This window comes from Neobacillus sp. 204, from assembly GCF_046562815.1.
GTDB lineage: Bacteria > Bacillota > Bacilli > Bacillales > Cytobacillaceae > Neobacillus.
Window position 1 is genome coordinate 30866 of record NZ_JBJORY010000010.1, and the last position, 18856, is coordinate 49721.

18 protein-coding genes are annotated in these 18856 nt (G+C 38.4%); 9 read left to right on the plus strand and 9 right to left on the minus strand.

Annotated elements, in window-relative coordinates; all coding sequences use genetic code 11:
- The first annotated feature begins 530 nt into the window (after window positions 1–530).
- From ACJ004_RS20190 to ACJ004_RS20200, 3 genes are all read left to right on the plus strand, one after another.
- Window positions 531–1769, plus strand: a complete 1239-nt coding sequence (locus ACJ004_RS20190; protein ID WP_410894935.1) for a saccharopine dehydrogenase family protein — start codon at window positions 531–533, stop codon at window positions 1767–1769.
- A 1-nt stretch (window position 1770) separates the two neighbouring features.
- Window positions 1771–2898 carry a carboxynorspermidine decarboxylase gene (gene nspC, locus ACJ004_RS20195; RefSeq protein ID WP_410894936.1) on the plus strand — a complete coding sequence of 376 codons (1128 nt, stop codon included), beginning with the start codon at window positions 1771–1773 and terminating at the stop codon, window positions 2896–2898.
- A gap of 233 nt (window positions 2899–3131) precedes the next feature.
- A complete protein-coding gene (locus ACJ004_RS20200) occupies window positions 3132–3383 on the plus strand; it encodes a DUF2535 family protein (protein ID WP_410894937.1) in 252 nt (83 codons plus the stop codon).
- Between the two features lie 829 nt (window positions 3384–4212).
- Here ACJ004_RS20200 and ACJ004_RS20205 read toward each other — a convergent pair.
- The 3 genes from ACJ004_RS20205 to ACJ004_RS20215 all read right to left on the minus strand — a co-directional run bounded on the left by ACJ004_RS20205 (window position 4213) and on the right by ACJ004_RS20215 (window position 6078).
- On the minus strand, window positions 4213–4674 hold the full coding sequence (locus ACJ004_RS20205; protein WP_410894938.1) for an SMI1/KNR4 family protein: 462 nt from the start codon (window positions 4672–4674) through the stop codon (window positions 4213–4215).
- Between the two features lie 15 nt (window positions 4675–4689).
- Window positions 4690–4833 carry an HNH/ENDO VII family nuclease gene (locus tag ACJ004_RS20210; RefSeq protein ID WP_410894939.1) on the minus strand — a complete coding sequence of 48 codons (144 nt, stop codon included), beginning with the start codon at window positions 4831–4833 and terminating at the stop codon, window positions 4690–4692.
- 366 nt (window positions 4834–5199) lie between these two features.
- Entirely contained in the window at window positions 5200–6078 is an 879-nt protein-coding gene (locus tag ACJ004_RS20215) for a LysR family transcriptional regulator (protein WP_410894940.1), read from the minus strand.
- 115 nt (window positions 6079–6193) lie between these two features.
- Here ACJ004_RS20215 and ACJ004_RS20220 point away from each other — a divergent pair, with 115 nt between their 5' ends.
- On the plus strand, window positions 6194–7585 hold the full coding sequence (locus tag ACJ004_RS20220; RefSeq protein ID WP_410894941.1) for an MFS transporter: 1392 nt from the start codon (window positions 6194–6196) through the stop codon (window positions 7583–7585).
- A 294-nt stretch (window positions 7586–7879) separates the two neighbouring features.
- Here the strand turns inward: ACJ004_RS20220 and ACJ004_RS20225 are convergent, their stop codons facing one another.
- Both ACJ004_RS20225 and ACJ004_RS20230 read right to left on the minus strand, forming a co-directional pair.
- Window positions 7880–8815: an aldo/keto reductase gene (locus ACJ004_RS20225; protein ID WP_410894942.1), complete on the minus strand. Its 936-nt coding sequence runs from the start codon at window positions 8813–8815 to the stop codon at window positions 7880–7882.
- Complete coding sequence (locus tag ACJ004_RS20230; RefSeq protein ID WP_410894943.1) at window positions 8812–9615, minus strand: NAD-dependent epimerase/dehydratase family protein; 804 nt, start codon at window positions 9613–9615, stop codon at window positions 8812–8814. The genes ACJ004_RS20225 and ACJ004_RS20230 overlap by 4 nt, the downstream gene beginning before the upstream one ends.
- A gap of 224 nt (window positions 9616–9839) precedes the next feature.
- Between ACJ004_RS20230 and ACJ004_RS20235 the strand changes: the two genes are divergently transcribed.
- The 5 genes from ACJ004_RS20235 to ACJ004_RS20255 all read left to right on the plus strand — a co-directional run bounded on the left by ACJ004_RS20235 (window position 9840) and on the right by ACJ004_RS20255 (window position 13758).
- Entirely contained in the window at window positions 9840–10172 is a 333-nt protein-coding gene (locus tag ACJ004_RS20235; protein WP_410894944.1) for a winged helix-turn-helix transcriptional regulator, read from the plus strand.
- A gap of 288 nt (window positions 10173–10460) precedes the next feature.
- The gene (locus ACJ004_RS20240) at window positions 10461–10691 is read left to right on the plus strand and encodes a hypothetical protein (RefSeq protein WP_410894945.1); all 231 of its coding nucleotides are present in this window, start codon (window positions 10461–10463) and stop codon (window positions 10689–10691) included.
- A gap of 70 nt (window positions 10692–10761) precedes the next feature.
- Window positions 10762–11475 (plus strand): response regulator transcription factor, encoded by a 714-nt coding sequence (locus ACJ004_RS20245; protein WP_410894946.1) that lies wholly within the window; start codon window positions 10762–10764, stop codon window positions 11473–11475.
- A 47-nt stretch (window positions 11476–11522) separates the two neighbouring features.
- On the plus strand, window positions 11523–12512 hold the full coding sequence (locus tag ACJ004_RS20250; protein WP_410894947.1) for a sensor histidine kinase: 990 nt from the start codon (window positions 11523–11525) through the stop codon (window positions 12510–12512).
- A 13-nt stretch (window positions 12513–12525) separates the two neighbouring features.
- Complete coding sequence (locus ACJ004_RS20255; protein WP_410894948.1) at window positions 12526–13758, plus strand: molybdopterin-dependent oxidoreductase; 1233 nt, start codon at window positions 12526–12528, stop codon at window positions 13756–13758.
- A 261-nt stretch (window positions 13759–14019) separates the two neighbouring features.
- On the opposite strand, the gene ACJ004_RS20260 is transcribed toward ACJ004_RS20255, so the two are convergent.
- The 4 genes from ACJ004_RS20260 to ACJ004_RS20275 form a co-directional block, all read right to left on the minus strand.
- Entirely contained in the window at window positions 14020–14586 is a 567-nt protein-coding gene (locus tag ACJ004_RS20260) for an LOG family protein (protein ID WP_410894949.1), read from the minus strand.
- 261 nt (window positions 14587–14847) lie between these two features.
- Window positions 14848–15939, minus strand: coding sequence for a GerAB/ArcD/ProY family transporter (locus tag ACJ004_RS20265; protein ID WP_410894950.1), 1092 nt, complete (start codon window positions 15937–15939; stop codon window positions 14848–14850).
- Window positions 15936–17135 (minus strand): Ger(x)C family spore germination protein, encoded by a 1200-nt coding sequence (locus ACJ004_RS20270; RefSeq protein WP_410894951.1) that lies wholly within the window; start codon window positions 17133–17135, stop codon window positions 15936–15938. Before ACJ004_RS20270 ends, ACJ004_RS20265 begins: the two co-directional genes overlap by 4 nt.
- Window positions 17132–18715: a spore germination protein gene (locus tag ACJ004_RS20275; protein ID WP_410894952.1), complete on the minus strand. Its 1584-nt coding sequence runs from the start codon at window positions 18713–18715 to the stop codon at window positions 17132–17134. The genes ACJ004_RS20270 and ACJ004_RS20275 overlap by 4 nt, the downstream gene beginning before the upstream one ends.
- Window positions 18716–18856 lie beyond the last annotated feature (141 nt).

The following is an 18856-nucleotide window of genomic DNA, read 5'->3' on the forward strand; positions in this document are numbered from 1 at the left end:
CTATTATTCAATATGTCTGGATCTTTCCATGCAGATAATTTTTGACCACTTCCTTCAAGAAGTTAAGGCCATACGGACAGCCGGGTCAAATGCCGAATGGCAACTTTAGTTGCCTTATTGATTGAGTTAAAAGCTCAAATTTTATAAGTTGGTTACTTTACAACCAGTGCATATATGCACACAACTTGTGAAACGGTCAATAAGAGTAGTAAAAGTAATTATTTGCTATATAGACTCTGATCCTATTATGATATATTTTGAATATTATAAAGCTTCCTTACTTATTGTTCAAGGACCTTTATCGTAGTACGATATGATTTCTATTACGGTATAAATATGCTTTTTAATATTGATATTATATCTAAAGCAAGTGTTGTGCGCGATTATGCGTTATGCACTTGCTTTTTTTGTTGTGTTTCAAACGTTATTTAAGAGGTTATGACATTCGTCTTCATCGTTCGATCATCGTTATATTGTTATGGAATTCCTCTTTGCTTTGTCAAAATTCTATTAAGTTAGGAGATAAGAAAATGGGAAAAGCTCTTATAATTGGTTGTGGTGGAGTGGCATCAGTAGCCATCCATAAATGTGTTCAAAACAGTGAGGTATTTGAAGAAATTTGTATCGCTAGCCGAACAAAATCAAAATGTGATGATTTAAAGGCCAAATTAGATGGCGGCAAAACGAAAATTACAACAGCACAAGTTGATGCAGACAATGTTGACGAATTGATTGCATTAATCGAAGAGGTAAAACCAGATATCGTCATGAACTTAGCTTTACCATATCAGGATTTAACAATCATGGATGCTTGTTTAGCAACAAAAACTCACTATATGGATACAGCTAACTATGAGCCAGAAGATACGGCTAAATTTGAATACAAATGGCAGTGGGAATACCGTGAGCGTTTTGAAAAAGCTGGCATTACAGCTCTTTTAGGCAGCGGCTTTGACCCAGGTGTAACAGGTGTATTCTCTGCGTATGCACTAAAACATTATTTTGATGAAATCGAATATATCGACATTCTTGATTGTAACGGTGGAGACCATGGCTATCCGTTTGCGACAAACTTTAATCCTGAAATCAATATCCGTGAAGTTTCTGCGAACGGAAGATACTGGGAAAATGGTGAATGGATTGAAACCGAGCCAATGGAAATCAAACGCGAATATAACTTCGCTGAAGTTGGCCAAAAAGATATGTACTTGCTTTACCATGAAGAGCTTGAATCTCTTGCGCAAAACATGCCAGGACTTAAGCGTATCCGTTTCTTTATGACATTTGGGCAAAGCTACATTACTCACCTAAAATGTCTTGAAAATGTAGGAATGACTTCCATTGAGCCGATCGAATATGAAGGGAAACAAATCATTCCACTTCAATTTTTGAAGGCAATGTTACCAGATCCAGCTTCACTTGGACCACGTACAGTTGGAAAAACGAACATCGGCTGTATCTTCAAAGGGAAAAAAGACGGAAAAGATAAAACGTATTACGTTTATAATGTTTGTGACCACCAAGAGTGCTACCGAGAAGTGGGCTCTCAAGCCATCTCCTATACTACAGGCGTACCTGCGATGATTGGCGCCATGATGGTAATGACTGGAAAGTGGAATAAACCAGGCGTATTCAATATCGAAGAATTTAATCCAGATCCATTCATGGAAGAATTAAATAAATGGGGACTTCCATGGGTAGAAGACTTTAATCCTGTGCTTGTTGATGAATTGCCAGAAGAAAAAAAAGTGCCGGAGCTAGTTCGATAAAATGCGGTTCGAAGAATTACCAACACCGTGTTATGTAGTCGATGAAGAGCTAATTAAAAAAAATCTTAAAATTCTGAACGGTGTTATGCAACGTACTGGAGCGAAGATAGTTTTAGCACAAAAAGCTTTTTCGATGACAACCATGTATCCCCTCATTGGTGAATATTTAAGCGGCACAACAGCAAGCGGCTTGTTCGAAGCGAAGCTAGGTTACGAGGAAATGGGCAAAGAGAATCATGTCTTTGCCCCTGCCTATCGTGATGATGAGATTGACGAGATTGTCTCGATTTGTGATCATATTATCTTTAATTCCTTCTCACAATTGGAGAAATTTAAAGATAAAGCACTTCAAGCCGGCAGAAAAATAGGCTTGCGCATCAATCCGGAATGCTCTACCCAAATTGGGCATGCGATCTATGATCCATGTTCACCAGGTTCTAGATTCGGTGTGACAATTAAACACTTCTGTCCCGATTTGCTAGAAGGTGTTTCTGGTCTGCACTTCCATACACTTTGTCAGCAAAACTCTGACGACTTAGAAACGACTCTTAATGCAGTAGAAGAAAAGTTTGGTGAATGGCTTCCACAAATGGAATGGATTAACTTTGGCGGCGGTCATCATATTACAAGAGAAGATTATGATATTCCGAGACTAGAAGCATGTATTAAGAGAATGCAGGATAAATACGGTTTAGAAGTCTATCTTGAGCCAGGTGAAGCTATTGCTCTAAATGCTGGGTATCTCATTACTTCCGTACTTGATTTACATCAAAACGGAATGGAGATTGCGATTCTTGACACTTCAGCAACTTGCCATATGCCTGATGTATTAGAAATGCCTTACCGTCCACCTCTTTTTGGATCAGGAGAAGCTGGCGAGAAGCCATTTACCTATCGACTTGGCGGACAAACCTGCCTTACAGGCGATGTGATCGGAGATTATTCTTTCGATCAGCCATTAAAGAGCGGTGATCGCTTGGTTTTCGGTGATATGGCGATTTATACGATGGTCAAAAACACCACATTTAACGGCATGCCATTACCAGCTATCGCTATTCAAGCTAAAGATGGAGATTGTCGTATTGTGCAGCAATTTGGATATCAAGATTTTAAAATGAGACTAGCTTAACAGAATAATAGAAATGATGATCTGCGTTGGGAAGCACCTTTTAGAAGGCGTAACTTCCCATATCTGAATATCTATTCTATTGAAAGAACCAGATTCTAAAATAGGAGTCTGGTTCTTTTAATCATATCCCTAATAGTAATCTGAATTATTCATCAAATTTTAATATTTAGATAGTTTTACAACGATAATAAGTTATAATAATATCAACAAATTGGTAAAAAGAAGATGATACTTTGTTATGTAAGAGCCTAGAGTTCAAAAATATTGATGGGCAGAAGATAAAAGTTATTGAAATTCCTGTGTTAAAAACAAAAAATGCTTATTATTTTATGATACAAGTTCGTTTACAAATCTTTATTTCATTTCTTTATGAGCAACCTTATGAAAAAAGCTGCTATTCTTTCCGTGAATATTTGAAACGAAAAATGAGTTGGACGGATTACCAAGATTTATTTCGTTTTAAAGAGTTTCGAAATAATGCTTAATTTAAGTAAAATAATCCGCAGGGATTTTTTATATTATATGTACTGATTCAGAAGGAAAAATAAAAGGCCCCCATGCTACATGTTCAATTAAGTATCTGTCTGCCAATTGATATAAAATAATACCTATAGTGATCACGATTATTGTAATAATGGAGATCATATTCCGTTTAGGATGTCGTTTATTTTGAACCTCCTGGTTTGACACCCTCCTTCATTTTTCGAATATTAAATTGAAGGACAGAGCAATTAATTGCTTCTGCCCTTCATGCCAAACTAATGTTTAATTGTTATTTGTAACCTTGAAAAAGCTGATTATATTAATATACTTCTTTGTATAACTGCATTTAATCTTCTTTATATTTTTCTTTTATAAAGTTGGATCCAATTCCTGCACCTATCATTAAAATTAATGAGCCAAAATTCCAAAAAAATGATCCACCATATAAGGCAAAATCTAGCGCAGTAAATTTATTTAAGAAAAGAATACCTAATTTTACGAGCTATGAATTTCAGTCAAGCTTCATTCATGTCGTCCAAAGTATAAATATCTCATAAAAAAACAAAAACACCTGTTGCCTAAAAGGCAATCAAGTGCTTTATAGTTAGCTATATAAAGTTTTTCATTACTAAATTCTAGCTTTAAAACAACGAGCCTGTTTAATTTCGTAATTTTTTGGCTTGTACCCTGTAACAATACTTCATAAGTTTAAAATGTTATCTCGCCTAATTATAGTACATTTTTTCATAATCAAAATATCATTATACAAATCCTTGATGGTACAACCATCAAGAGTTTTTGATTTTCTTTAATCTCATTTATAATTTCTTTCTATTTATCTATCTTAAAGATCTCTTCCCACGCTTCTTTTGCATCCAATAACCTTTGTGATAAAAACTCATAAAAATTTTTTGCTGTATTGTAGTCATCAAGTCCCCCTTGTCTATTCCACGCTATTACTGGGCACTCTTTATTCTCCATATTACTTGTATCTAAACAATAAGCATATTCCCCTATATCTTCAATAACTACTAAATTCTCACTCATTCCTAAATCCCTATAACTCTCCGTTTCAATAACAACAGAAGCTATATTAGACTTAGCCACTCCTAAAATATCAACACCAAATAAACCACCAGATCCATAATTAGTTAAAAACCACTTATAACTTTCTGGCAATTCTAACTCTAGGGTATCTTGAACATAATCAACCTGTTTTTCATCTGCTCCACCAGTAAAATCATCTGATTCCATATTTCTCTTAATAAAATTGGTTAATTCCTCTTTATTCATTCAAGATTCCTCCTTTTACAATTCGGCTTTATCTATTTGTTTAGCTCTCCATCTCCAATATTTCGACCTAAAGTTTTCATATTGCTTTTTTAAAACAGGGGCATTTCTAAAACTTCCACCATTCTCCACTAAGCCATGCAATATTCTATCATATTCCATGCAAAAACCTCTTTTAGTTCTAAATATAGTTGTACTTAAACCTAAACATATTTTTCTGACAACACCATATCACAGTTATCATCATCCATATAAGGTAAATATTTACTATATTTTATAGCTGGTTTAGACTATCACTTATGGCTGAAGTGTTCATTTTCCATAAAATAGAGAAGAGGCTGACCCAAAAAGTCGTCATTAAACGACCTTTTGGGTCAAGCCTCTTTAATAAATAAAATTGATACGTAGCTTTTTAGAATTAATAATAACGAAAAAAAGCTTATAATGGGCATCAGTATACGGGGTGTGGATACATGCCAAACATTGATTCAATCATCTAAGCACCACTCCAGAGTTGCAGCATTATTACTATTTGGAAATCGTCTCAAAGTATTCTACTACTACCTTACGGAATTCCAGAGCAGCCCGAGAAATGTACCTACTCCTGTTCCATAATAAAGCTATCTCCCGTACCAATTCGTGATTTTCTACTGGGAGATATTTGATATGTTCCCATGTTAGTCTTGCTGTGCTTGGTATGAAGGCTATTCCAATATCTGCTTCCACGAGAGTGTTTAGCCTTGCAGGTTCATCTCCCTCATACACATATTTAGGTACAAATCCAACCGATTTGCATACAGAGTCCACTAAATCGCGAGTTCCGTAGCCTCTCTTAACACCGACAAACCATTCATCCTTTAGTTCTATCAAGGATACGCTACTTCGGTCTGCCAACCGATGCCCCTTTGGAACAGCTACAAGGATTGGGTCGATGAACACGATTTGACATTCAATGTCATCCCCTTGTATAGGAGGTGAGGACAAGCAGAAATCCACTTCTCCTCTTTGTAGAAGAGTAACCATTTCCTGCGTTGTCAGCATTTGCACATGAAATTGGATATAGGGCCGCTTTTTCCGAAACTCCCGAAGAATATTTGGTAACGTGCTTGCGGTGGTTACCGCCAATTCAAGTGTGCCATGTTCAGGGCTGGATAAATCGCTAATCTCCTGCTTCCCCTGGTCCAATTCAAACAAGGCCCTTTCTGCACGGCGAAGGAATCTGCTTCCGAACTCATTCAATCGTAGCTTCCTCCCTATTCGATCAAATAGAGGGGCTCCTAAATCCTCCTCCAAGCGTTGAATCGTTTTGCTTAGTGATGATTGAGTTACGTGCAGACTTCGTGCAGCTTCGGTCACATGTTCCAAACGAGCTACCTCGAGAAAATATTTCAGTTGAAGAAGTTCCATTTCGTACCACCCTCCATTCATTCCCTCAAGTCAATGAAATTATAACATGAAATGCGTTGGAATAAATAACCGGTTTCAAGTACGATGACATTATAACGAATATAGGGGGATCAAAATGAGTGTTCACAGCAGGTGGTTGATGATTTCCGTTGGATTGGGGGTACTATTGAACCCATTAAATTCTTCGATGATTTCTGTTGCTATTGCAAGGCTGCAAAATGTGTACCGTCTTGACTTTACAGTTGTTTCCTGGATTATTTTTTCTTTCTACATTGCCAGTGCTGTCGCTCAACCTGTCATGGGAAAAGCCAGTGATTTATTCGGTCGCAGAAAGATATTTCTTACCGGGCTTGTTGTAGCCTTCGTTGCATCACTGTTAGCTCCACTATCACCAACCTTTGGGTGGCTCATCGTGTTCCGCATTGTGCAATCCATCGGAACAAGCATGATTGTTTCAGTTGGAATGGCCATTGTGCGAATTCATATTACGGAGAAGCAAGCGACTGCGCTGTCAGTTTTGTCCATATTCCTATCAGGAGCGGCAGCAGTTGGACCCTTTATTGGAGGGGTCTTGATTCACTGGTGGGATTGGCCTGCTATCTTTTTCGTCAATATTCCGTTCGTGGTGATGAGCTTTCTATTAGCTTTGAGGAATATCCCTAAGGACGGACCGCCAACATCCGTTACACTCAACATGTCCTTTCGTAAATGGTTTGATTTGATTGATGCGTCAGGGATTCTGCTCTTCACAGTGGGTCTGGTTGCCCTACTCGTTGGATTACTGTCAGCAAAATCATCTGGGCATGTCTCATTTGGGCAAGTCATTATTGGATTGATAGGCCTCGTTACAATGGGTGCTTTCGTACGGCATGAGTTAAAAGCGACGTCGCCCTTTATTCCTTTACGCACATTCGCCAAATATCCTGCGATGACTTGGGTCAATATCGAATTCATACTCGTTAACGTACTTTATTACTCACTCTTTTTCGGGCTTCCGTCCTACTTGCAAATGGTACGTCATTTCAGCGAGTTGCATACAGGGATTCTCATGTTAAGCTTAGGTTTGTGCTCGCTCGTTGTTTCTCCAATAGCAGGACTATGGATTGATAAATCAGGATCACGACCCGCATTGCTTGTATCCGCAATACTGATGTCACTTGGGTCAGTATGGATAGTGACATTGAATCAAACTTCACCGGTTATCAGTGTGTGTTTGGCGTTAGCTGCATTCGGTATTAGCAACGGGTTGAACAATGTCGGTATGCAAACGGCCTTGTTCAAAAGTTCTCCAAAAGAAATAGTCGGTGTAGCATCCGGAGTATTTATGACATCGAGATACCTGGGAACCATTCTCTCTTCATTGTTGCTAGGCATCGTAATGGGAGATAAGTTCAGCGCCGGGGGATTTCGACTGCTTGGGGCTATCCTCTCGGTAATTGCATTGTCCTTGGTATTCATGAGTTGGCGGCGCCGGGAGTCAGGACAATTGGATTTGGAAAATTCGTAGATTACATCGGCTAAATTTTGTCGTCATCTTTTCCCTTATATAATTTACTAATTGTTCGGGAGAGATCTATAATGGCCGAAGATTAAATAGTGTGAACATATAGGCCTATCGGAAAGGGACCGGATCATTCGATCCTGATCCCCGCTTCCGATCCCCTCGATATTTCGCCAATTCACACACACAGCCAATGCGAAAAATTCGCCGTTACTTATGGTACGGTTCTCCGCAACACTTATACCGGCGGTTAAAGGACTTCTACAATCCATGAGGTTATTATTATATTTCATGCTAATATTACATGGGTATAACTTCGTTAATAAAGGATATATCATCCTCAGAAAGAAGTGGTCGAATGGAGGCTGCAGCGTTTAATTCAACCTGCCTAGTTGTCTTAGCCCCTGGAATGGCAACAGAAACAGCAGGATGATTAAGAACAAAGCGAAGTGCCAACTGTCCAAGAGTTCGATCTTCTTTCTCAAGGATCCGCAGACGTTCAACCTTCTCTAAACTATGCTTAAACCACTCTTCATTAGGCCAATTTTTCCGAATATCTCCTTCTGAAAAGGTCGTTTCATTCGAAAACTTCCCAGTTAGAACCCCCATTCTCAACGGACCTCGAACAACAACTCCTATCCCCTGATCTTGTAAGTAAGGAAGAGTCTCTTTTTCTGTTTGGCGGTTTAACAGGCTGTAATCTAGTTGTACTACATCAAGTCCACCATTTTGATTGAAATGCTTTATATATTCAAAATTCTCAGTAGATACTCCTACAGCTCTTACTTTTCCGTCTCTTTTTAGAATTTCAAATGCTTGAATAAATGCCTCGGTTTCTTCGTGTTTATCCCACCAAAGATGACAAAAATATACATCAATATAATCTGTCTTTAGACGACGTAGACTTGCCTCAAAAGCTTCAATAATTTTTTCTGGACGATGATAAACGGGATCACCCTTTGGATCCCGATGATGTCCCATTAGTCCGCCTTTAGTCGATAAAACAATTTGATCTCGCCTTCCTTTTATGACTTGTGAGACAAGGGTTTCGCTATGCCCTGAGCCATAAACATCTGCTGTATCAATGAAATTGATTCCAAGTTCAATTGCCTTTTCCATCGCTGCAATCGAATTGTTATCCGCTACAGGTCCCCATGCATCTCCGCCAATAGCCCAGGCGCCGAATCCAATTTCTGATACTTCTATATTTGATTTACCAAGTTTACGGTACTTCATAGAACCACTCCTTCTTTTATTAATTCCTGAATAAATGTTCCAAAATTATACTTCGGTTTATACTCCAATTCTTGTTGTTCTTTTGATAGGTCGGATACGTGAATTTCAGAAGGCAGTTTGAAATTATACATTTCAATTATCTTTTTGGCACCGGGGTATTTCATATCCAAAACCTGGACAGGCGACTGAGAATACGCCTCTACATCTTCTTGCGTAAAAGGGTCTTGGCGAACAATGTGGTATGCTCCGAAATTTCGCTTACATTCTGTTGCCAATATAACAGACTGTATCACGTCCCGACGATCCACACCGCCATGAAGCAATCTTTCTCCATATTGAAGTATATCTCGAAAAGGAGTAAAATCAGCCGGCCGCAGCATAATGACTTCAATTCCATGCCGCTCATGAAAGTACTGGCATATTTGCTCACCTATTTTTTTAGTGTATGCGTAAAAATCTGTTCCATAAAATGACATGCTTGATGCCCAAACAACCCGGCGAACTTTATTGCGAACAGCTGATTGGAACATTTGAAATGTCCCAGTGATGTTCAAATCATAAAACTCTTGCTCGGAATGATTGCCCAAATGTATACCATGGAATGCTGGAGTATGGACAATTAAGTCTACACCTTCTGATGCTTGATCCAATGAACCCATTTTGCGAATATCAGCCTGATAGAATGGATATGGAGTTTCTATTGGAATAATATCTGATAATCTAACTTCATGATTTTGTCCTAATAACTCCGCTACTCCAGAAGCAAGATTTCCCAATGCACCAGTAATTAAGATTTTCATTCATATGCGCCCCCTTATCCATAACTTTTTAAAAAAAATAACCCTAGTAATCTACTCTCCTATTAACACATTAGTATAAATTCAATTTTATGAAAAGTAGGTACTTTTAGTTAATTAAGTCACCTATAGGTAACTAATGTAACCTTTTAATCATGAAAATGATTGTTCCTTTGATAAACTTGATATATATTTTAGTTATTATTCTGTGAAGGGAGTTAAATCAAATGGAAAACAAAAGAATCAATAAGACTGGGACTCAAGAAATTGAATGCTCAATAGAGCGTGCTTTGAACATAATTGGAGGTAAATGGTCCTTCCTAGTTTTACGAGAATTATTCCATGGTACAAAACGATTTGGTGAACTCAAAAAATCCATTTGTGGTTTAAGTCCGAAATCATTAACAGAGACATTACGACATCTTGAAGAAAACGGGATTTTAATTCGAAAAGCCTATGCAACAGTCCCACCGACAGTCGAATATTCCCTTACAGAAAAAGGTCATTCTCTTCATTGTATTATTCATGAAATGAAAGTTTGGGGAACTAATTGGACTTAAATAGGTCCTCCCAACGGATTAGCTTCGGGAAAATAGGCAATAAAGCTCCTAAATTTTAATTCAGTAGATTCCTATATAAATAAAAAAATCCCACAAATTTGATGGGATTTTTTCATTTGTTTTTTTGGGGTGTGACCGAAGGAATTAGACTTTTACGAAAACAATAATCTTTGCGAAAATAGCCTTTACTTATCAATAAATTGTAAGACTTATTTAATATTTTGTTTTGATCCATGTAAGATTTGTTTTTTATGATTATAAATATCAAAAAACAAAGGAGAGAACAAAATGAAAAGTATGAAGGTATTAGGTATGACGGTGGCTATGGTAGGATTGTTATTCCTAGCAGGGTGCGGAAATGGGGATATGGGCGATTCAAAATCAGGTGAAATGAAACAAAGTGACATGAAGGAAGACACTGATAACAATAATAGCAAGGGGAAAGTTGAAAAGATGGATAAGAAAGAGGAGATGAGCAGCAAAGATATGGAGAGCAATGAGAAAATGGATGGGAAATAGGTTACCGCTTATTCCTTTTCCCTTGAGCATGTTAAAATTAAGGAAAATTTATTAAAGGGATGAATCGTGTTTGGAAAAGCGTATTTTACTTGTGGATGATGAACCCTCTATTTTGGATGTTTGCAAACGGTATTTGGATCGCGAGGGCTATCTTGTCTGGACGGCATTAAACGGGGAAGAAGCGATTAGGCTATGGAAGAATAATGATTTTACTCTTATCATTTTAGATTTAATGATGCCTATTATGGATGGCTGGAAAGTCTGTGAGGCCATTCGAGAAAGTGATGATATTCCTATTATTTTTTTGACAGCCAAAGGAGAGGAATATGATCGTTTGGTTGGTCTTACCATTGGTGCGAATGATTATATAACAAAACCTTTTAATCCAAGAGAACTAGTCCTTAGAGTCAATAGCATTTGTCGCCTTTTGGAATACCGAAACTATTCCCACGTAACTGATCAAGATCATTCATCAATGATAACAACCGATCCATTCACGATAAACGCGGTCAATCGAGAAGTTTTTTTGAATCATAAACGAATCGATTTAACGATGAAAGAATTTGATTTGCTATACCTGCTTGCTTCACATCCCAAGCAGGTATTTTCCCGCTCGCAACTTCTTTACCAGGTCTGGCAAACAGAATTTGATGGTGATACCACCACGGTTACCGTTCATATCAGAAGATTACGAGAGAAAGTGGAAGAAAATCCTTCTTTGCCAAAATTTATTCAAACCGTCTGGGGTATTGGCTATAAATTTATGCCATGTGAAATCCAATGAGAATAAAGTGGATTTTTTTAATTGCCAATAGTGTAAGTGTCCTTATAATGTTTACATTCTTATTCATTAGTTATTTGTATATGGTTTTACCTAATAAGGTAATCATGTGGTTGTCGTTCATTACGATTTTTTCTTCTGTACTCTCGAGCTTTATCCATTATTTATTTACGAAGCCAATTGAGAGCTCTATTCAGTTACTCACAACGCAATCGCAGCAAATTGCTAAAAGAAGATTTGCGGGCTCTCTTCCTGAAGAAGGACCAACAGAGATAAAAGAGCTTACGAGACACTTTAATATTATGAATACACAGTTGAATGAGGCATTTCTTCAAATTAAACAATCAGAAGCCTCTCGAAGACAATTAGTCGCCAATATTTCACATGATTTGCGAACACCCATGTCATCCATCAAGGCCTTCGTAACCGCGATTGAGGATGGAGTAGTTGACGACGAAGCAACATTCCAACGTTATTTAAAAACCATTTCACTGGAAACGGAAAGAATGGATCAACTTATTAAACAGCTCTTTCAGCTTTCTCTGTTAGATTCAGGAGCCATTAAGCTTAAGAAAGAAAGAATCCATGTTGATGAATTATTGCTTTCCGTATTACAGCACGAGCAAATCCATTTAGAAAAAAAGAACTTAGAAATTATAACCGACTTACCTAAACAGATTCCTGCAATTTACGTAGATGTTTCCTATTTTCAAAAATTGCTCTTTAATCTATTAGATAATGCAATAAGGTTTTCTGAAGTAAATGGGACAATTAATATCAATGTGTGCCTTTCTTCAGATCAAATGCTTGAAATTTCTATTTGTGATTTTGGTGAGGGATTATCTAAAGATGAGCTTCCACATATTTTTGAAAGAACCTATCGCGTTGAAAAGTCACGTAATCAACAGTTTGGAGGGGCTGGGCTGGGTCTAGCGATTGCAAAAACGATCGTGGAAAGCCATGACGGGACTATTAGTGTGACAAGTGAGCTTGAAAAAGGGAGTACTTTTACTGTTACCATCCCCATTATTAAACGTTAGGTCGGTGAAAAGGATGAATTATAGACTTTTTTTTCAAAGGAAGTTGAATTTCGGCAAAAGACTTATTCGACTACATCATTCTAATGCCATTTTATTTCTAGTATTAAGTGTAACAGGTTTTATCTTATTTTCTTCCTCCTTTCGTTCCATTTTTCCATCCGTCAGAGTATGGATCAGGGATCTTCATATTTGGATTGGAGTCATTCTTTGTCTACCTTTGATGTTTTATCTTCCTAAGATGAAGAAGCATCTCAAGACACTTCAAAAAAAGGAAAATAATCGTCGCAATCTCTATCTTATCTTTACGATCTTAATTCTATTGATTGCTTCAGGTTTTTTGTTAACCTTTCATAGACAATTTCCACCGTATATTAGCTCCTGGTCATTGTTCGTCCATGATATAGCCACATGGATTGGGGCCCCATATGCCATCTTTCACAGCATTACCCGCAGTAAATGGTTTAATCGACTAGGGGAAGGAAAACAATCAGAAAAGAGCTTACAGGAACCTATCATCATTGATGACCGGAATCCGATTTATAAAAGAAGAACCTTTCTAAAAGTGTTAAGCGGAAGCTTAATCGCTATTACCTTTTTTCCAACCTATACAAAATGGATAAGGTCTTATCTCCCAACAAACGGGGAGACAGAAGCTTTTACAGATGATAATCAACTAAAGCCCTTGCCCGATCCCGATCCAAATTCCTCCCCTCCTATTGGCGGTGGCAAGAAGGGAGATTTTCGGTATTATACTGTTACAGAGGTTCCGAAACTTACCAATGAGAATTGGAATTTGACGATTGATGGTCTAGTTGAACAGAAAAAACATTACAATTGGAGTGAATTTGTTCAGCTTCAACGGGATGTCCAAGTAAGTGATTTCCATTGTGTAACAGGCTGGAGCGTTTATGATATCACATGGGAAGGCATACCATTAAAGAAGCTTCTCGAGAATTCAGGTATTAAAAAAGAGGCAAAATACGTAAAATTTTATTCTGCTGATGGAGTTTACACCGATACCTTATCCCTAAAGCAAGCAATGGATAAGGATATAATGGTCGCCATGTTATTAGATGGAAAATTAATTAATCAACAGAATGGCGGTCCTGTTCGATTAATCGTCCCGAAAATGTACGCTTACAAATCCGTTAAATGGTTAAACCGGATTGAACTCATTAAAGATAAACATATTGGGTACTGGGAAGAACGTGGATACTCAGAAAATGCCTGGGTTGAAAAAACATAAAAAATGGTGCATTTCGCTTCTACTTGTGTGATGATCGTTCCCTTTGATGCACTGTGTCTACGTAAAAGCATCACAATTAAGTAAGAAGCGAGTATTTATTGTGTAAAAAAACCTCATTTACTGATGATAAGGTTCAACCCGATTAAAACCAAAGCCATACCCCTTTTTCTCCTTATCACTTGAAATCTACATTCGATAAAAATCAGCTATAATTTGCCTTAGGATTTATTTATCTTTAATTGCATACCGTTTTTCCAATTCCTATTCGTAAGTTTTGATCGTCGGAGGTAGATAGTTTAGAAATTGATCGAGTAATGCATCTGGTGTTTCTTCAATAATAGCCATCGTGCGGAACTTTTCTTGTAAGAACTTTTGGTCGATCATATGGTCAAATAAGCTGAGCAATGGGTCATAATAATGGTCAATATTAAGCAGGCCACATGGCTTTTGATGCAAACCAATTTGCCCCCATGTGAACATTTCAAAAAACTCTTCAAGTGTTCCCGTTCCACCAGGCAGAACAACAAATCCATCAGACAAATCGGCCATTTTTGCTTTTCTCTCGTGCATGGTTTCCACTTTAATTAACTCTGTTAGTCCTTTATGAGATATTTCACGTTCCTCCAACACTCTAGGGATCACACCGATCGCGTGACCGCCTTCGCTTAAAACAGTGTCTGCGACTGCACCCATCAACCCATTACTTGAACCGCCGTATACTAATGTAATGTCCCGTTTAGCTAACTCTTTTCCTAGTTGAATAGCTCCTGTTCTATAAGCCTCAGAAGCACCGAAACTTGAACCGCAAAAAACTGCTAATCGTTTCATATTCTGCTGCCTCCCTATTTTTTCTTTCTATTATAAAATATATATCATTCCCATTGGAACTAGAATACAGATATACCGACGATTACTGACTTCATATCTGTGAAACGAAGGACTTATAACAGGAGAGCCATACTTTCCTTACTAGATTCCTCTAAAAATATTGACAGTTTCTAAATTGTAAGAGACACCCATTTATTATCCCCCGTGTATCTCCTTGTAAAATTCATAAACAAAAAAACAGCAATGACTTTCCCTTGTGTGTTAATGATTAGCCTGAAATTTTTTGCGTAAACTGCCAACAAACCATAGTAAAAGTGGGATACCCACCATATTGACAGGCAGGGCAAAATAGATCCAATAGGTTTTATCATAGATGAAGGTATACGTAGGATTTGGAAAAATGACGGCTAAAACGAAAAAGAATGCCGAAGTAACCCAGATCAATTTCCGCCAGTTTTTTATATGGAACAATTGTGCTGTGCCATAATTGGCTAAAAAGAAGTAAAGCGATAACTTGATAAAGATACTAAGAATCCAGACTAGAACCGCAAGGATTTCTAAATTTTGAATAAAATTCATGACGGTAACATAACTGACTGCATCAAAAGCAGGGTGTCGCAGCTTCGATGCGATTTCGGGGCCCAAAATCAGCAATACCCAAATAGCGACGGTACTAACTAAACAGGAGGCTGCGGCAATTCCCAAAACCGCTCTTTTTGGACCCTTGTTCGGGTGATCCATAAATGAGAGCAGCATCAACATCATGACAGACTCCCCCAAAAAGGAAAGAGGAGGGAGAGTCCCTTTAAGGATAGGCACTAAGCCGGTATCTGAAAAAACAGGAAGAAAATTCTTGTAATTGAAAATTGACACGGATAAAATCAACAAAATAAACACGGATAGGAAGATGATGGGACCAAACACTTCGCTGCATCGTCCAATTCCTTCAATTCCACCGCTGTAGGTTATATAAATCAGTAACAACAACATTGTTAAAACCAATACCCACAATGGTGTGGTGGGAAGAAGGATGGTAATCGTGAATTCCGCAAATTTTCTTAAAATATCGCCAATTACGGAATACCATTGAATAAGATAGACAATCACAATGAACATTCCGAGCCACTTCCCAAAAATAAGTTTACTGTATTCAATAAGTGTTTTGCCGGGATACAGCAGGGCTGCCTTTGATGAAACATAAACAATCAGCATCCCCGAAACGCCGGCAAGGCCATAGGAAATCCAAGTATCTTGTTTAGCCTCTTGAAAGGTTGGGGATAGAGTAAGCAGAATCATATTTCCCGTTTCGAAAGTGAACATCAACCAAAAAATTTGCAGCCCTGAAAGTTTCATTTTTTTATCTCACTTTCTTTGAACAATAATGAGGGTCCATCCATTCCGAGCTCCTTGATCTTTATATCTGTCTTGACTATAATGTCCGCCTCTGAAAATTTCTTGTCCCAATCATACTTCAGGGATTTCCACTGGTTTGGTTTATTTCGGTGGATCACTTCACCCAATCCAAAGATATCAAGGCCGTATTTCTTTTGGACTTTTGTAACCGTTTGTTGAACTCGTTTTTGAGAAATTTTTTCAAATTCCTTTTCTAGCCGTTTAAGATTATTTGGGTACTGAACGTCCAAACCTGAATTATTTTCCTTCAGGGATCCTTCACCTTTTAAGGTGACAGTGAATGTAATCTGCTGATTTTTACTTATATGTGGTTCGATTTTACTGCTGAGTTTGATTAAGGTGAGGCTGGCATTGATATCCTTTTTTTTAGCACTTAATGTCAAATTTTTTAGGATTCCCATTACCCAAAGCATATGTCTGTTTTCTTCCATATTCAAAAGTCCTTGCATTTTAAGGTTTTTATCAAATATAGCAACTCCAGCCATTCGAAGTAGCGGGGGATTAGCTGAATCTGCTTTCCCTTTTTTTACTCCTTCTTGAGAACTGCTAAATTCAATAACAGGAATAGAAGGGCGTAAACCGTCACTGGTAGCGGCCACGAGGAGACTTAAATAAGCCGTGTTCCCTCTGCCGCCACTTAGGTTATGTTCACCTAGTATGGCAGTAATAGGTGGTTTTTCTAATGGATTGGATACAGAAAGGGCTTTCTTTGCTGTCGCCCCTTTGATCACAAAAACATCAGACCGCAAACTAACCTCGGCACGCCGTTGTGTGTTGTCGAGTTCTCTCTTAAGTCCCCGTCTAGCAAATTGTTCCCCAAATATAATAATGCGCCGCTGTCCAGAAAACGCCTCCCTTGGTAGTTTTGTCTGTATGTTTTGCAAAGCGTCGCTTAGATTTTTTCCGCTCGCGGATACTGTAAAAAAGCCCTTTTGCATTGTTCCTCCCCCGACGCCTTGGGTCTGAATGTTGGAGGGAATAACAATTTGTCCGCTGAATTCTACGCCGTCATTATTGGCAACATCCCAACCCGAACCAATCCAAATGGCCTGTTCATTTAATTCCTTGCGATCCCAGCAGCCAGAGATAAAAAGGACAGACAAACATAATCCTAAACGAAGAATGTTCTTCTTCAATCATCTCTTCCTCCTTTTTTGGGATCTGGCTTTTGTCCTGGAGGTACCCGCTGTTTATCCTTGCCAAAAGTAAAGATTGGCCCAGTCTGTAAAGCCCATCTTGGTGACCTGACTAATACATCCTTTAAATCGCGGGGAATCTGCGGGGCTACCGGAGTAAAGTACGGAACGCCAAAAGAGCGCAGATTAACCAGATGGATTGTCAGCGTAATAAAACCTAGGGTAATACCGTAAAAACCAAAGATTCCCGCTAATATCAGCATGGCGAACCTTATAAGCCGGAGTGCAGTTCCCAGATTGTAACGTGGAATCGCAAACGAGGCAATTCCAGTTGTGGCCACCACAATGACCGTTGGAGCAGAAACGATGCCTGCTTGTACAGCAGCCTGGCCGACGACAAGTGCCCCGACAATACTGACGGCTGAACCGACCGCTTTCGGCAGTCGGATTCCTGCCTCCCTTAGACCTTCAAACACAAATTCCATGAGCAACGCTTCGATGATCGTTGGAAACGGGACACCTTCCCGGGCAGCCGCAATACTAATAAGAAGTTTAGTCGGAATAAGTTTTGGATGAAAGGTTGTAAGGGCGACATAGATAGATGGTAAAAAGAGAGCCATATTAAACAAAACATAACGAACAAGCCGAATGAAGCTGGTATAGATAGGCCGTTCATAGTAATCTTCAACTGCCTGCATTCCATCCCAAAATGTCATTGGCACAATGAGGGCAAAGGGAGTGTTATCGACGATTATCGCCACCTTTCCTTCCAGCAGGTTGGCAATGACAATATCGGGTCTTTCAGTATTTTGGATTTGCGGAAACGGAGAATAAGGCATGTCCTCAATAAATTCCTCGATATATTCTGATTCTAGTATTGCGTCAATTTTAATGCGGTATAGCCTTTTGCGGACCTCTTCCAAGAGGGATTCACGAGCAATTCCCTCGATATAAGCTATTACAACATCAGTTTGAGAAAGCTCGCCAATCGAGAGGGGCTCGAATTTCAGTCTTGTGCTGCGGATTCTTCTGCGGAGAAGGGTGGTATTTGTACGTATTGATTCGGTAAACCCTTCTCTCGGACCTCTAATAGCAATTTCTGTCGTTGGTTCTTCAACATTACGCTTTTCAAATTCTGTTAAACTGGCAAGTAGAGCCTCTGACTCTCCATCTATTAACATTCCGACTTTCGCCTTCAAGATTCCGTTGACCAGGTCGTTAATATGTGAAACAGTTTTAACTGGAGTGGCAGAAAAAAGTTGCTTCTCCATTATTTGTACAATTGTACGCATTTCACCTAATTCGTTGGGAAAACCATCAGACAATATAGGCTTTAACAGAATATTTTCCAGTGTTATTGTGTCAGTTAGCCCATCTAAATAAATTAGAAGTATTTTAGGTTTTCCAGTTATATGAATAGCGCGAATAACAAAATCAGAGCATTTTTGAAACATTTCTTTTAAAATTTGCTCGTTTCTTGAAAGATCCGAACTGAACGGTTCGATTTTTTCATCTTCAGAAGGCAGTGAGGTTATCTTTTTCAACTTGTGTAACTTTATTCGTTTGCGGAACCGAACCATTATCAGGGCCCCCTTATTTAACTATATTTATTTTTCCAATTAATGGGGATAATATGCACATTGACCGAACCTAAGATGGAATATTATTTAATGATATCTAGAAAATTTTCACTAATTTGAATCCACTAATTAAGTGGTTCA

What these genes read in the sequence shown, in the direction of transcription:
- nspC (WP_410894936.1), top strand. Translation starts at nt 1,771, where the DNA reads ATGCGGTTCGAAGAATTACCAACACCGTGTTATGTAGTCGATGAAGAG.
- ACJ004_RS20235 (WP_410894944.1), top strand. Translation starts at nt 9,840, where the DNA reads ATGGAAAACAAAAGAATCAATAAGACTGGGACTCAAGAAATTGAATGC.
- ACJ004_RS20210 (WP_410894939.1), bottom strand. Translation starts at nt 4,833, where the DNA reads ATGGAATATGATAGAATATTGCATGGCTTAGTGGAGAATGGTGGAAGT.
- ACJ004_RS20240 (WP_410894945.1), top strand. Translation starts at nt 10,461, where the DNA reads ATGAAAAGTATGAAGGTATTAGGTATGACGGTGGCTATGGTAGGATTG.
- ACJ004_RS20230 (WP_410894943.1), bottom strand. Translation starts at nt 9,615, where the DNA reads ATGAAAATCTTAATTACTGGTGCATTGGGAAATCTTGCTTCTGGAGTA.
- ACJ004_RS20225 (WP_410894942.1), bottom strand. Translation starts at nt 8,815, where the DNA reads ATGAAGTACCGTAAACTTGGTAAATCAAATATAGAAGTATCAGAAATT.
- ACJ004_RS20260 (WP_410894949.1), bottom strand. Translation starts at nt 14,586, where the DNA reads ATGAAACGATTAGCAGTTTTTTGCGGTTCAAGTTTCGGTGCTTCTGAG.
- ACJ004_RS20190 (WP_410894935.1), top strand. Translation starts at nt 531, where the DNA reads ATGGGAAAAGCTCTTATAATTGGTTGTGGTGGAGTGGCATCAGTAGCC.
- ACJ004_RS20255 (WP_410894948.1), top strand. Translation starts at nt 12,526, where the DNA reads ATGAATTATAGACTTTTTTTTCAAAGGAAGTTGAATTTCGGCAAAAGA.
- ACJ004_RS20215 (WP_410894940.1), bottom strand. Translation starts at nt 6,078, where the DNA reads ATGGAACTTCTTCAACTGAAATATTTTCTCGAGGTAGCTCGTTTGGAA.
- ACJ004_RS20265 (WP_410894950.1), bottom strand. Translation starts at nt 15,939, where the DNA reads ATGAAACTTTCAGGGCTGCAAATTTTTTGGTTGATGTTCACTTTCGAA.
- ACJ004_RS20205 (WP_410894938.1), bottom strand. Translation starts at nt 4,674, where the DNA reads ATGAATAAAGAGGAATTAACCAATTTTATTAAGAGAAATATGGAATCA.
- ACJ004_RS20220 (WP_410894941.1), top strand. Translation starts at nt 6,194, where the DNA reads ATGAGTGTTCACAGCAGGTGGTTGATGATTTCCGTTGGATTGGGGGTA.
- ACJ004_RS20250 (WP_410894947.1), top strand. Translation starts at nt 11,523, where the DNA reads ATGTTTACATTCTTATTCATTAGTTATTTGTATATGGTTTTACCTAAT.
- ACJ004_RS20275 (WP_410894952.1), bottom strand. Translation starts at nt 18,715, where the DNA reads ATGGTTCGGTTCCGCAAACGAATAAAGTTACACAAGTTGAAAAAGATA.